This is a genomic window from Micromonospora mirobrigensis, from assembly GCF_900091555.1.
In the GTDB taxonomy this organism is placed as follows: domain Bacteria; phylum Actinomycetota; class Actinomycetes; order Mycobacteriales; family Micromonosporaceae; genus Micromonospora; species Micromonospora mirobrigensis.
On the sequence record NZ_FMCX01000003.1, the window covers coordinates 280,661 to 294,628 of the forward strand.

Sequence of the window (13,968 nt, forward strand, 5' to 3'; positions counted from 1 at the left end):
CCATGGCACTCGCCCAGAACGTCGACCCGTCCCAGTTCAGCGGGCTGACCGGGTGGGTGGCGAGCGTCATCGACTCGCTGGGCGCGTTCGGGGTTGCCTTCCTGGTCGCGCTGGAGAGCGTCATCCCGCCGATCCCGAGCGAGATCGTGCTGGCCATGGCGGGCTACCTGTCCTCGCAGGGCCGGTTCAACGTGGTGCTGATCGTGCTCGCCGCCACCGTCGGGTCGCTGGTCGGCGCGCTGATCCTCTACTGGCTGGGCGCCGCGCTCGGCGAGGAGCGGCTCAAGCGCTGGCTGGACCACATCCCGCTGGTGGACTCCGACGACCTGGAGCAGGCCGACCGCTGGTTCGAGCGGCACGGCAGGTGGGCGGTGCTGATCGGCCGGGTGGTGCCGGTGGTCCGCAGCCTGGTGTCGGTGCCGGCCGGCGCGAACCGGATGCCGCTGGGCGAGTTCGTCCTGCTCACCACGCTGGGCAGCGGGGTGTGGAACACGCTGATCGTCGGCCTGGGCTTCGTACTGGGCTCTCGCTGGCAGGAGGTCGACAGGTACAGCAGCTGGTTCAACTACGCGATCTTCGCGGTCTTCGGGATCATGATCGTGAGTTGGGTGGCGAAGAAGATCCGGCGGCGCCGGGCGCGGCGCGGCCGGCAGTCGACGACCGCCGGCCGCTGACCGCGTCGACGTCAGGGCAGGGTGGCGAGGTGCGGCTTGATGCCACGGGCGAAGCCGCTGCCGTTGCTCACGTCCCAGTTGACCGACCAGGTCATCGCGCCCCGGATGCCGGGGTAGGTGCGCGGCGGCCGGAAGCTGCCGCAGTTGGTGCCGCGGGCGAGGCAGTCCAGGGCGGCGTTGACCACGCCGGGCGCGACGATGCCGCCGCCGGCCGCGCCGGGGCCGGCGGGCAGGCCCAGCCCGACCTGGTCCGGGCGCAGCCCGTTCTCCAGTTGGATGCAGGCCAGCGCCACGATGAAGTCCACGCTGCCCTGGCTGTACGCCCGGTTCTGGTCGCAGCCGAGCATCGCCCCGGAGTTGTAGAACTGGGTGTTGACGACGGTGAGGATGTCCCGGATGTCGAGGGCGAGCTTGAAGTAACCGGTGGCGGGTGACTGCATGTCGATGGTCTGCGGCGCCATCGTGATGATCAGGCCGGCACCGACCCTGGCCCGCAACGCGCGCAGCGCCTGGGCCATGAAGGTGGGGTCGAGGCCGTTCTCCAGGTCGATGTCGACGCCGTCGAAGCCGTACCGCTGGATCAGCGCGTACGTGGTGTCGGCGAAGGCGGTCGCGGACGCGGCGCTGTTCACCGCCACCCGCCCGGCCTCCCCGCCGACCGAGAGGATCACCTTGCGGCCCTGCCCGCGCAGGGTGCGGACGTCCGCGGTGAAGTCGGCGTCGGTGTAGCCGCCGAGGGCCGCGGAGAGTCCGGGGTCGACGGCGAAGCCGACCGCCCCGGGGGTCGCGGTGGCCTCCCCGAAGGCCACCGCGACGATGTCGTACTCGGCGGGGACGTCGCGCAGCCGCAGCTCGACGGCGGGGTTGTCGAAGTTGTGCCAGTACCCGGTGAGCAGATGCTTCGGCAGGGTGCCGTCCGGCGGCGAGGTGGGCGGTGGCGTGCTGGGTGCCGGGCCGGTCGGCGTCGGGCTCGGCGTGCCGGACGGTGACGGTGACGGCGTGCCGCCGCCGCAGGGCGCGCCGTTCAACAGGCAGTTGACCGGCGCCCCCGGGCCGCTGGCGAGGAAGCCGAAGGAGACGGTGGCGCCGGGGGCGACGGTGCCGTTCCAGGACCGGTTGGTGAACGTGTACCGCTGGCCCGAGCTGGTGAGCAGCGCGTCCCAGTAGGTGCCGACGGTGGTCCCGGCCGGCAGGTCGAAGGAGACGGTCCAGGCCGACAGGCTGCTCGCACCGCCGTTGGCGATGGTGTACCTGCCCTCCCAGCCGCTGCCCCAGTCGGCGGTCCTGACGAAGCTCGCGGTCACCCCGCCGGCGTACGCCGGTGGCGCCGCCCAGGCCGCGCCGAGGGTGACCGCGAGCGCGGCGAGCAGGGAGAGGGCGAACGTTCCGGACCGTTTCATGGCAGCCTCCCGCGCGGCATTTCATCCATGCCTGTCAACGTCGGGAGTAATTATTAGGACAGTTAACTGTTTCTGTCCAGCGACTCCGACCGGCCGTCCGCGGACCCGACCTGCGGCCGGCGCAGCACCACCTGCTCCAGCGCCGTCCACGCCGTCGTGGTGACCAGGTACAGCACCGCGGCCAGCGGCACCACCAGCGCCACCAGCACGGTGGTGAACGGCAGCAGCGGGATCAACCGGCCCAGCACCGCCGCCCCCGGTCCCTCGGTCGGCGCCCCCGCCACCGTCCCGGTGGCCTCCGCCGCCCGCTTCGCGCGCCGGGAGGAGAACCAGGCCAGGCCGAGCAGGGCGGCCAGCAGCACCCCGAAGACGGCGACCACCGGGCCGGAGAGCCCGTCACCCAGGTGCCAACCCAGCGGCACGCCGGCCAGCCGCTCCCCCATCAGGCCGGTGCCGCCGTCCGAGGTCGCGAAGAGCCGGTACATGACCAGGAAGAACGGCGCCTGGAGCAGGGCCGGCAGGCAACCCGCCACCGGGCTGGCCCCGGCCGACCGGTAGAGCGCGAACAGTTCCGACTGCATCCGGGCCGGGTCGTCGGCGTGCCGGCGTTGCAGCTCGCGTACCTCCGGGGCGAGGGCGGCCCGGCGCCGCTCGCCGCGGACCTGCGCCACGGTGAGCGGTGAGATCAGCAGCCGGACGGCGACGGTGAACAGGACGATCGCGGCGGCGGTGGCCGCACCGCCGGTGAGCGGGCCGAGCAGATCGGCGAGCCAGGAGACGGTGGCGCCGGCGGCGCCGACGACGGTGTGCAGCGGTGCGAAGGCGAGCATGGGAGACCCCTCGGTCGGTTCCGGGACGCTCCGGCCCCGGTGGGCGCCCGGCGGGGCGCCGACGGCCGGCGGCGGAGGTGGATGACGGCGGAACCGGTCGGGCACGCCGCCCCGACGCCCGTGACGGGCACGGGAGCCGGCTGACGACGGGAACGCCGATCAGCGCGCCCCGGGCGCGGAGATCAGCCCACCGTCGGGAGCCACCCGACCGGTGGGCGACGGCCCGGGGCCCGGGGACGGGGCCGGCCGGCCGCGTCCGGATCGACCTGGCGGGGCACCCCCCGGCGCCGGGCCCGCTCCCGCAGCCCGGCCGCCCGGCCCACCCGGGCCGGCACCGGCCCGCGCCGCGGCCGGGCCGCCAGCAGGACCGCCAGCAGCAGCGCGGCCACCACCGCCGCGCCGGTCAGGAGGTCACCCGGGCGCTCCGCGAGCAGCGCCAGCCCGGTGAGCGCGTACGCCCACAGACCCGTCACCACCGCCATCGCACCCGGCACGGAACCCAGCCTAGGACCCGCTGTCACGTCCAACGGCCGTGACGGCTGCGGCCACCACCTCCGGGCGGTCCCGGTGCACCAGGTGCCGGGCGTCGCGCAGCACCTCCTGCCGTCCCGCCGAGAAGCTCTCCGCCAACCGGGCGTGCGCCGTCCGCCAGGCCACCCGCCCCCGCGCCGACGCGACGTCCCCCAGGGCGGTCAGCACCCGGACCGGCACCGTCGGCGCGGCCGTCCGCTCGCGCAGCAGCAGCAGCTCCACCGCGAGCGCCGGATGGGCCAGCCACTCCACCGCCAGCCGCACCAGCACCGTCGGCTGCCCGTACGCCGCGGCGTGGACCGGATCCGCCGGGCCCTCGCCCATCCGGCGCGCCGCCCGCCGCCACGCCCACGGGCCGAGCCGGCCCGGCAGACCCGCGCGGTCCAGCGCCCCGGCCAGGACGGGCGTGCCGGCGGTGAGCAGTCGGGCGGTCGCCGCCCGCAGCCGGCCGGTGGTCCCCGGCCGCACCACGCTCGGGTCCACCAGCACCAGCCCGGCGACCCGGCCCGGGTGGAGCCGGGCGTACGCCTCGGCCGCCAGCGCCCCCGCCGAGTGGGCCACCAGCACCGGGTCCCGGTCGTCGGCCAGCGCGGCGATCCGGGCCACCTCCCCGGCCAGCGTCGGCGCCGGACCACCCGCCGCCCGGTCCAGGACCGTCACCGCCCCGACGAGCAGCGGGACCAGCCGGTCCCAGGTGTCCGCGCCCTCGCCCATCCCCGGGCAGAGCAGCACCGCCGGGGCACGACCGCCCGGAGTCGTCACCGGCGCCCGCGACCGGGCCGCCCGAACGCCCACCCGCCCGGCCGGCCGTCGCCCGTCACCGCCTCGGGACGCGCCGCCACGGCGGCCGCCAGCGCCAGCCAGCCGGAGAGGCCGACCAGCTGCACCCGCTGCCAGGCCCCCAGGGCGCCGTCCGGGCCGGCCACCTCCAACAGGGTGGTGACCGTGCCGGCCAGCAGCACCAGCGCCAGCACGCCCCCGACGCGCCGCCAGGCCGGGGCGCGCAGCACCGCCACCAGCGCGATCAGCGAGACCACCCCGCCGGCCACCGCCAGCGCCGAGCTGACCGAGTGCAGCTCGTGCCGCCAGGACAGCCCGCCGGCCTGCTCCAGCTCGGCGCACCGGGCGTCCCGGGTCGGCGAGCAGTCCATCGAGGTGAAACCCCCGTCGACCACGGTGGCCACCCCGAAGACGGCCAGCCCCCACCAGGCCACCCGGGGCGCCCGGCGCACCGCCAGCAGCACCCCCGCGGCGGCGGCGAGCAGCCCGGTCAGCACGTCCCCCAGGCCGAACACCAGGTGGTGCGGCTGGTCCCGGGCGGCCAGCTCGCTGGCGTACCCGGTGGTCAGGCCGAGCGCCGGGTTCAGCAGCGGCCCGAGCAGCCACGAGGCGTAGAGCACCGCCGCCACGGCGAGCGCCGCCGCCGGCCACCCCCGACCGGCCCGGGTCGGGCTCACGAGGACTCCCGGACCAGCGGGAACGGCAGGGTCTCCCGGATCGACCGGCCGGTCAGCAGCATCACCAGCCGGTCCACGCCCAGGCCGAGCCCGCCGGTGGGCGGCATCGCGTACTCCAGGGCGGTGAGGAAGTCCTCGTCCAGCTCCATCGCCTCCGGGTCGCCGCCGGCCGCCTTCAACGACTGCTCGGTCAGCCGCCGCCGCTGCTCGACCGGGTCGATCAGCTCCGAGTACGCGGTGCCCAGCTCCATCCCGTACGCCACCAGGTCCCAGCGCTCGGCCAGCCGGGGATCGGTGCGGTGCGGCCGGGTCAACGGCGACACGTCGGTCGGGAAGTCCAGATAGAACGTCGGCACCCCGGTACGCGCCTCGACCAGCCGCTCGTAGAGCTCCAGCAGCACCTCGCCCCGCCCCCAACGCGGGTCGTACGGCACCCGGGCGGCGTCGCAGAGCTTGTGCAGCACGCCGACCTCGGTGTCCGGGGTGACCTCCTCGCCCAGCGCCGCCGAGACCGCCTCGTCGACCGTCCGGGCCGGCCACGGCCCGCCGATGTCCACCAGTTCGCCGTCCGGCCGGCGGACCACCGGCGCCCCGTGCACGGCCACCGCCGCCGCGACGATCAGCTCCCGGGCCAGCTCCCGCATGGTGTGGTAGTCGGCGTACGCCTGGTACGCCTCCAGCACGGTGAACTCCGGGTTGTGGCTGTGGTCCACGCCCTCGTTGCGGAACGCCCGGCCCAGCTCGTACACCCGCTCCACCCCGCCGACGGCCAGCCGCTTCAGATAGAGCTCCGGCGCGATCCGCAGGCTCAACCGCAGGTCGTAGGCGTTGCTGTGGGTGACGAACGGGCGCGCGTTGGCCCCGCCGTGCACCCGTTGCAGGATTGGCGTCTCGACCTCCAGGAAGCCCTGCCCGACCAGCGTGCCGCGCAGGCTGTGCAGGGCCGCGCCGCGGGCCCGCAGCAGCTCCCGCGACCCGGGGTCGATCGCCAGGTCCAGGTAGCGCTGCCGGACCCGGGCCTCCGGATCGGCCAGCCCGTGGTGCTTGTCGGGCAGCGGTCGCAGGCACTTGGCGGTGAGCCGCCAGTCGGCCACCCGGACCGAGACCTCGCCGCGTCGGGAGGCGTACACCTCCCCGGTGGCCCCCACGTGGTCGCCGACGTCGACGGTGGACCGCCATCGGTCCAGGTCGTGCTCCAGCAGCAGCTGGAGGTCGCCGCTGCCGTCCCGGATGGTGACGAAGCAGAGCCGTCCGTGGTCGCGGACCAGCAGCACCCGGCCGGCGACCCCGACGGTCTCGCCGGTCGCCGTGTCCGGCGCCAGGCCGGCGTGCGCCTCCCGCACGGCGGCGCAGCTGGTGGTGCGCGGATAACCCACCGGGTACGGGTCGACGCCGTCGGCGCGCAGCCGCTCCAGCTTGGCCCGGCGGACCAGCACCTGCTCAGGGGCGCGTTCGGTGGCCGGTTCCGGCGGCACGGCGTGCACGGCCGCGGCGGCCGGCGGCACGAAACCGACGCCGCCACCGCCCGGCGGCACACCCTGCAACGGCGCCGGCCGGCCCCCCGGCAGCGCGAGGAAGCCCTCGGCGACCACCGCCGCCAGACCCACCCGGGCCAGCTCCCGGCGCTCGGCGAAGCAGAGGTAGCGGGGTGTCCAGTGCGGCTGGTACTTGGCGTTGGAGAGGTAGAGCGACTCCAGCTGCCACCAGCGGGAGAAGAAGAGCAGCAGCCCCCGCCAGAGCCGGATCACCGGGCCGGCGCCGATCCGCGCGCCCTGCTCGAAGACCGACCGGAACGCCGCGAAGTTCAGCGACACCCGTTCGACCCCGAGCCGGGGGCCGGCGCCGAGCAGCGCGGCCACCATGAACTCCATGACGCCGTTCTCGGCGGTCCGGTCCCGGCGCATCAGGTCCAGCGACACCCCGTCGGCGCCCCACGGGCTCAGCGACAGCATGGCCCGCACCCGGCCGTCGGTGTCGACCGCCTCGACCAGCACGCAGTCGCCGTCGGCCGGGTCACCGAGGCGGCCCAGCGCCATCGAGAAGCCGCGCTCGTTCTCGGTGTCCCGCCACCGGGTGGCCAGCCGGGCCGCCCCGGCCAGCTCGTCGGGTGGGATGTCGGCGTGCCGGCGGACCCGGGAGGTGTAGCCGGCCCGCTCGACCCGGTGCACCGCCTGCCGGACCGGGCGCATGTCCCGGCCGGTCAGGTCGAACTCCCGGGTGAACAGGATCGCCTCGTCGCCGAGGTGCAGCACCTTGAGCCCGTGCCGGTGGTAGGCCCGCGCCGCGGCCTCGCTCGCCCCCATCACCGCCGGCGTCCAGGCGTACTCGCGGGCCTGGGCCAGCCACGCCCGGATCGCCGGTCCCCACGCCTCCGGGTCGCCCACCGGGTCGCCGCTGGCCAGGCTCACCCCGTTGACCACCCGGTAGGTGACGGCCGCCTTGCCGCTGGGCGAGAAGATCGCCGCCTTGTCCCGCCGGGTGGCGAAGTAGCCCAGCGAGTCCCGCCCGCCGTGCCGGGCGAGCAGCGCCCGGATCCGCTCCTCCTCGTCCGGATGGAGCACCGCCGCCGCCCGCTGCGACCGCAGCAGGGTGAACAGCCCGGCCACCAGGGCGGCCGCCCCGAGCGCGCCGAGCAGCAGGTTCACCCAGCCGGGCGCCTGCCCGCGCCGGGTGAGGTCCAGGGTGACCGCGCCGCCGAACACCTTCTCGGCGGCGTAGCCGAGCCGGTCCGACCAGGTGACCAGGCTCCCCGGCTCGACCAGCAGCAGCAGGTAGCCCAGGCCGACCGCGGTCGCGGCCAGCCCGAGGAAGACCGCCAGCGCCCGCCAACTGCTGCCGGGGCGTACCCGGGCGTAGAACTCCCGGCGGGCCACCAGCAGCAGCGCCAGCGCCACCGCGGCGAAGCCGACCCCGACCCAGACGCCGACCGTCTCGATCAGGTTGAAGATCCGCTGCCCGGCGTCGTCGGTGAGCCGGTCCGCGCCGACGAGGAGCAGCAGACCGCCGGCCACCAGCCCGACGACGAGGCTGAGCGAGAAGTAGCCCACCAGCACCCGGTACGCCAGCCGCTTGCGCCGCAGCACCGCCGAGGCCAGGGTGCCGAGGAAGACCGCGTACGCGAGGTTCGCCGGGGCGGGCAGCAGCAGCGTGTCGATGGCCGTGCGGACCGGCTGGATGTCGGATCGGACGGCGCTGCTCAACGCGGCCAGCGCGCAGACCGTGGCGACGATCCAGAGCAGGGCGGCGAAGGCCCTCGGCACCTGCCGCAGCCAGGCCCGTTCCGGGCCGGGGTGCGGATCGTTCGCGGACACCGCCACCTCCCTCGGGCGGTCGCCCCGGGGCTCCCGCCGATTCCTGCCGCTCATCGTAGGCGGGTGGGCGGAGCAGGCCCGGAAGGGGACGTTTCGCCCGATCGCCACCGTGGGTAATGGTCCGGTCGACACCGCGGCGGTGCGCCGCGATCGGCAGAAACGGACGGTGGTGGCCATGGCCAGCGGGGTGGCGGAGCGGAACGCGGCGCCGGTCGGCGCCGACCTGCTCACCGTGGGCGTCGAGGAGGAGTTCCTCCTGGTCGACCCGCACACCGGTCGCGCGGTCCCCGCCGTGGACCTGGTGATGGAGCAGGTGCCGGCCGAGCTGCGCGGTCAGGTGGAACGCGAGTTCCAGACCAGCCAGATCGAGATCGGCAGCCCACCCGGACTGGAGCTCTCCTCGATCCGGCACTCGCTGGGCGTGCTGCGGGCGGCGCTGGCCGACGCGGCCGAGCGGGCCGGCGTACGGGTCCTGGCGATCGGCACCGGTCCGGTGGACGGCCCGGTGCCGGCGGTGGTCGACAAGCCCCGCTTCGACCGGATGATCGAGCGGTTCCGGCTGCTGGTGCCCGGCCCGGGCAACAACGGCATGCACGTGCACGTCGGCATCCCGGACCCGGAGACCGGCGTGCGGGTGCTCAACCACGTCCGCCCGTGGCTGCCGATCCTCCAGGCGGTCACCGCCAACTCGCCGTTCGCCCGGGGCGAGGACACCGGCTACGCCAGCTGGCGGTCGGTGGAGTGGGAACGCTGGCCGTCGGTGGCGCCCACCCCGTTCCTGGAGTCGTACGAGCACTACCAGCGGCTGATCCGGCAGCTGATCGCCACCGGCGTGATGCTCGACGAGGGCATGCTCTACTGGTACGCCCGGCTGTCGGCGAAGTACCCGACGGTGGAGATCCGGATCGGTGACGTCTGCCCGTCCGCCGAGGACGCCGTGCTGGTCGCGGCCCTGGTCCGGGCGCTGGTGGCCACCGCCATGACCGACATCGCGGCGGGCCGGCCGCCGATCAACACCGACCACCACCTGCTGGTCGCCGCGCACTGGCGGGCCGCCCACGACGGCCTGGAGGGCGAGGGCGTCGACGTCACCGACGGCGAGCTGCGCCCCACCTGGGAGCTGCTGGACCGGCTGGTCGACCGGCTCCGGCCGGAGCTTTCGCGGCACGGCGACCTGGCCGAGGTGACCGACCTGCTGGGCGGGCTGCGCCGGCACGGCAGCGGCGCCGCCCGGCAGCGTGCCGTCTTCGAACGCACCGGCAGCCTGGTCGACGTCGTGGCGGACGTGGCCCGGCAGACCCGGGGCTGAGCGAGGGTGACGACCTGGCACGAACGGCGCCCGGCGGACCGGGACGTGACAGGATGGGCGCCGTGGCGGAACGGTTGATCGTCGTGGGCGGGGACGCGGCCGGAATGGCCGCGGCGTCGCAGGCCCGGCGCCGCCGGGACCGCTCCTCGCTGGAGATCGTGGCCTTCGAGCGGGGTCACTTCACGTCGTACTCCGCGTGCGGCATCCCGTACTGGATCAGCGACGTGGTGCCGGAGCGGGACCAGCTCATCGCCCGCGACCCGGACACCTTCCGGAACTCCTTCGACATCGACGTCCGGCTGCGCCACGAGGTCACCGGCATCGACCTGGAGCGCCGTGAGGTCGTCGCCCGGGACCTCGACGGCGACCGCGAGGTCCGCGAGCCGTTCGACACCCTGATGTACGCGGCCGGCGCCGTGCCGATCAAGCCGGACTGGGCGCGTACCCCGGCGGCCGGGGTCTTCGGCATGCAGACCCTGGACGACGGCGCGGCGCTGCGCGACTGGCTGGACGCCGAGCCGGCCCCCCGCGAGGCGGTGGTGGTCGGTGGCGGCTACATCGGGGTGGAGCTGGCCGAGGCGCTGGTGCAGCGCGGGCTGGCGGTCACCCTGGTCGAGCAGGCCGACACGCCGATGTCGACGGTGGACGCCGACATGGGCCAGCTGGTCGCCGAGGCGATGCGGGACGTGGGCATCCACATCCGGGCCGGGGTGAGGGTCACCGGCCTCGACGAGCGGGACGGCCGGGTGGCCGCCGTGCTCACCGCCGAGGGACCCATCCCCGCCGACGTGGTCGTCCTGGGCCTGGGCGTACGCCCCAACGTCGCGCTGGCCGAGGCCGCCGGCCTGCCGCTGGGCCCCAGCGGGGCGATCCGGGTGGACCGGCGGATGCGGGTGCCCGGGGTGGACGGGGTGTGGGCGGCCGGCGACTGCGTGGAGACCCTGCACCGGGTCAGCGGGCTGCCGGTGCACGTCCCGCTCGGCACCCACGCCAACAAGCAGGGCCGGGTGGCCGGGATCAACATCGGCGGCGGGTACGCCGCCTTCCCCGGGGTGATCGGCACCGCGGTGACGAAGGTCTGCGACCTGGAGGTGGGCCGGACCGGCCTGCGGGAGCGCGACGCCGCGGCGGCCGGGTTCCAGTTCGTCTCCGTGGTCGCCGAGTCGACCAACCGGGCCGGCTACTTCCCGGGCGCCCGGAAGATGACCGTGAAGCTGATCGCCGAGCGGCCCAGCGGGCGGCTGCTGGGGGCGCAGATCGTCGGCTGGTCCGAGGCGGCCAAGCGGATCGACACCCTGGCCGTGGCGCTGTGGAACGAGATGACCGTGGACGACATGACCGGCCTCGACCTCGGCTACGCCCCGCCGTACGCGCCGGTCTGGGATCCGGTGCTGATCGCCGCCCGCAAGGCCGTCGAGGCCCTCGCCGCCGCCACCCGCGACTAGGGACTCACCTGGCAGGTGGCGCACCAGTAGAGGTTGCGGCCGGCCAGCTCACCGCGGCTGACGTCGGTGCCGCAGACGTGGCAGGGCGCCCCGGGGCGGCGGTAGACGTACACCTCGCCGCCGTGCCGGTCCACCCGGGCCGCGCGGCCCATCGCCGCGGGCAGGTGCGCGTCCCGGACGGTGTCGATCCGGCCGCGTTCGACGGCCTGGGTCATCAGCGTCACCAGGTCCGCCCAGAGATCCCGCCAGCCCGCCGGGGTCAGCTCCCGGCCGGGCATGGTGGGCGCCAGGCCGGCCCGGAACAGCGCCTCGGTCACGAAGATCAGGCCGGTGCCGGCGACCACGGACTGGTCGAGCAGCAGGGCGGCCAGGGGCGTCGGGCTGCGGCGGATCCGGGCGTACGCCCGCTCGGGATCGGCGTCGGCCCGCAGCGGGTCGGGACCGAGCCGGGCTCGCAGGGCGGCCACCTCGGGCGGGGTGAGCAGCTCGCAGGCGGTGGGGCCGCGCAGGTCCAGCCAGTGCGCGCCGCCCGGCTCCGCCGGGGAACCGTCGCGGGTCAGCCGCAGCCGGACCTGGCCGACCGGGGGCGGGGGCGCGCCGGTGCCGTCGGTGACCTTGCCGTAGAGGCCCAGGTGCACGTGCAGGGTCAGCTCGCCGGCGTGGTGGTGCAGCAGGTGCTTGCCGTACGCCTCGGTGCTCCGAAGGACGGTGCCGTCGAGCCGGGCGGCGCCCTCGGCGAACCGGCCCTGCGGGCTGGCGGCGTGCACCGTGCTGCCGGCGAAGAGCCGGGCGTGCCGCGCCGCCAGGCGGTGGATGGTGTGTCCCTCTGGCACGGGTGGCAAGACTACGTCGGGCCGGCCGGCACCGCCCGCTGGCATCGACGGCCGCGCTGGTCAGGTGTCGTCGGATCCCCGACGGGGTACCTCTTCACCGTTACCGCGTGGCAGCCGTCGGTACCCGGCGAGGCCTCCACGCACTCACGAGGAGGATCTCAGGTGAACATTCCTTCGCTGTCCCGCCGGAAGCAGCCGGCGCCCGCCGGGGACGTGACCGGCGACGGCCGGGTCGACGCCCGGGACACCGCCACCGGCACCATCGACCGCACCCCGGTCACCGACCCGACCGACCGCACCGAGCCTCAGCCGATCGTCGATCCGACCGACCGCACCGAGCCTCAGCCGGTCGTCGAGCCGACGGACCGCACCGAGCCTCAGCCGGTCGTCGAGCCGACGGACCGCACCGAGCCGCGACCCACCGTCGACCCGACCGACCGCACCGAGCCCCGGCCCGTCGTCACCGATCGGGACGCGGACCGGGCGACGTACCGGAGCAGCACCGCGCCGGCCGGCGCCGGAGCGGCGGCCCTTTCCGGGCGGGGTGGCGCGGCCCCGGTCGCCGAGCCGGCCACCGAGCGGACCATGGACCTGGAGCAGGAGCGGGTCAACCTCCAGCGCGAGCGGCTGGCCGACCGGGACGGCGACGGCATCCCGGACCGCCGGGAGAGCACCGTCGGGGACGCGACCGCCGCGCCGGTCGCCGTCGGCCCGAAGCCCCGGGCCAGCCTGCTCGCCACGGTCGGGCTGGTGGCCGGCGTCGCCGGCGCCCTGTTCGTGCTGACCGGCACCCTGGCCGGGTACGGCATCGCCCTGGGCGCGCTCGGCGCGGTCCTGTCCGTGCTGGGGCTGATCGCGACCCGGCGCCGGCACGTGGCGGGCAAGACCGACGCGCTGCTCGGCATCGTCCTGGGCCTGGGCGCGGTGGTGCTGGGCGTGCTGGCGATGACGGGACTCTTCGACTGGCCGACCACCGACGGCGACTGGGTGGGCCGGTTCCGCGAGTGGCTCGACTCACAGTTTGTCGATCGGTTCTGACGGGCACTTATGACCTCGCCGGCGGTGCGCCGGCGACGCCCGACCAGCCTGGTGGTTCACCAGCCGGGTACGCATCCTTTCAGGGGCGGCGATTCGCCGCCCCTGAAGCGTGTCCGGGGTCCGACCGGCGTCCGGGCCGGGGCTGACCGCCCCTACGCAACGATCCTTCGCCGAGACGAGCACAGACGCAACGATCCGTTGGCGTACGCAACTTCTCGCGGTGGATGTCGACTGCCCCGGGGACATAGCGTTGAGCAACGGCGCCAGCCCACGAGCCGAAGGTGGCCGGGCGCGCCCGACCCCAGGAGCAGGACATGACGATGGACGCCACCCGCCAGCGCTTCCTGATGTGCCGGCCGACGTACTTCGCCGTCGACTACGCCATCAACCCGTGGATGGACCCGACGGCGCCGGTCGACGCCGACCTGGCCATCCGGCAGTGGGAGCAGCTGCGCCAGACCTACCTCGACCTGGGCCACGAGGTCGAGCTGATCGACCCGGTGGCCGGCCTGCCGGACATGGTCTTCGCCGCCAACGGCGGCACGGTGATCGACGGCCACGCGATGGCGGTCCAGTTCCGCGACCCGCAGCGCGCCGACGAGGCCCCCGCCTACCGGGCCTGGTTCGAGGCCGCCGGCTTCGAGATGTACGACCCGAAGCACGTCAACGAGGGCGAGGGCGACGTCCTGCTGGTCGGTGACCACCTGCTCGCCGGCACCGGCTTCCGCACCGCCCACGCCTCGCACGCGCAGCTCCAGGAGGTCTTCGGTTACCCGGTGATCACCATGCAGCTGGTGGACCCGCGCTTCTACCACCTGGACACCGCGCTGACCGTGCTCGACGAGCGGACCGTGGCCTACCTGCCGGAGGCGTTCTCCCCCGGCAGCCGGGCCGTGCTCCGCCGGCTCTTCCCGATTGCGATCCAGGCCACGATGGCCGACGCGGAGGTGCTCGGCCTCAACGCGGTCAGCGACGGCCGTACCGTTGTCCTGCCGGCGCAGGCCACCGACCTGGCCGCGAAGCTGCGCGACCGGGGCTACCAGACCATCGGCATCGACCTGTCCGAGCTGCGCAAGGCCGGCGGTGGACCGAAGTGCTGCACGTTGCGACTCCGTCAGGGAAAGGCGAGCAAGTGATCGT

12 protein-coding genes are annotated in these 13,968 nt (G+C 75.1%); 5 read left to right on the plus strand and 7 right to left on the minus strand.

Going from position 1 to position 13,968, the window contains the following annotated elements; all coding sequences use genetic code 11:
• Positions 1-2 precede the first annotated feature (2 nt).
• Positions 3-674, plus strand: a complete 672-nt coding sequence (locus GA0070564_RS12445) for a DedA family protein (RefSeq protein ID WP_091607983.1) — start codon at positions 3-5, stop codon at positions 672-674.
• A gap of 11 nt (positions 675-685) precedes the next feature.
• Here the strand turns inward: GA0070564_RS12445 and GA0070564_RS12450 are convergent, their stop codons facing one another.
• From GA0070564_RS12450 to lysX, 6 genes are all read right to left on the minus strand, one after another.
• The gene (locus GA0070564_RS12450) at positions 686-2,074 is read right to left on the minus strand and encodes a chitinase (protein WP_091607988.1); all 1,389 of its coding nucleotides are present in this window, start codon (positions 2,072-2,074) and stop codon (positions 686-688) included.
• 62 nt (positions 2,075-2,136) lie between these two features.
• Positions 2,137-2,904 (minus strand): YidC/Oxa1 family membrane protein insertase, encoded by a 768-nt coding sequence (locus GA0070564_RS12455; protein ID WP_091607991.1) that lies wholly within the window; start codon positions 2,902-2,904, stop codon positions 2,137-2,139.
• 182 nt (positions 2,905-3,086) lie between these two features.
• Entirely contained in the window at positions 3,087-3,398 is a 312-nt protein-coding gene (locus GA0070564_RS12460; protein WP_245669930.1) for a DUF6412 domain-containing protein, read from the minus strand.
• Positions 3,399-3,408: 10 nt separating this feature from the next.
• Complete coding sequence (locus GA0070564_RS12465; protein WP_141714766.1) at positions 3,409-4,197, minus strand: alpha/beta fold hydrolase; 789 nt, start codon at positions 4,195-4,197, stop codon at positions 3,409-3,411.
• Entirely contained in the window at positions 4,194-4,892 is a 699-nt protein-coding gene (locus tag GA0070564_RS12470) for a DUF998 domain-containing protein (protein WP_091607999.1), read from the minus strand. The genes GA0070564_RS12465 and GA0070564_RS12470 overlap by 4 nt, the downstream gene beginning before the upstream one ends.
• Positions 4,889-8,380, minus strand: coding sequence for a bifunctional lysylphosphatidylglycerol synthetase/lysine--tRNA ligase LysX (gene lysX / locus GA0070564_RS12475; protein WP_425412472.1), 3,492 nt, complete (start codon positions 8,378-8,380; stop codon positions 4,889-4,891). Before lysX ends, GA0070564_RS12470 begins: the two co-directional genes overlap by 4 nt.
• On the opposite strand from lysX, the gene GA0070564_RS12480 reads away from it, so the two are divergent.
• Entirely contained in the window at positions 8,379-9,512 is a 1,134-nt protein-coding gene (locus GA0070564_RS12480) for a carboxylate-amine ligase (protein WP_425412455.1), read from the plus strand. The genes lysX and GA0070564_RS12480 overlap by 2 nt on opposite strands.
• A 62-nt stretch (positions 9,513-9,574) precedes the next feature.
• Positions 9,575-10,957, plus strand: coding sequence for an FAD-dependent oxidoreductase (locus GA0070564_RS12485; protein ID WP_091609116.1), 1,383 nt, complete (start codon positions 9,575-9,577; stop codon positions 10,955-10,957).
• Here the strand turns inward: GA0070564_RS12485 and GA0070564_RS12490 are convergent.
• A complete protein-coding gene (locus tag GA0070564_RS12490) occupies positions 10,954-11,790 on the minus strand; it encodes an Fpg/Nei family DNA glycosylase (protein ID WP_091608006.1) in 837 nt (278 codons plus the stop codon). The genes GA0070564_RS12485 and GA0070564_RS12490 overlap by 4 nt on opposite strands.
• A 162-nt stretch (positions 11,791-11,952) precedes the next feature.
• Between GA0070564_RS12490 and GA0070564_RS12495 the strand changes: the two genes are divergently transcribed.
• Positions 11,953-12,828, plus strand: a complete 876-nt coding sequence (locus tag GA0070564_RS12495) for a thrombospondin (protein ID WP_245669941.1) — start codon at positions 11,953-11,955, stop codon at positions 12,826-12,828.
• A 281-nt stretch (positions 12,829-13,109) separates the two neighbouring features.
• Positions 13,110-13,964, plus strand: a complete 855-nt coding sequence (gene ddaH / locus GA0070564_RS12500) for a dimethylargininase (protein WP_342672547.1) — start codon at positions 13,110-13,112, stop codon at positions 13,962-13,964.
• Positions 13,965-13,968: the final 4 nt, after the last annotated feature.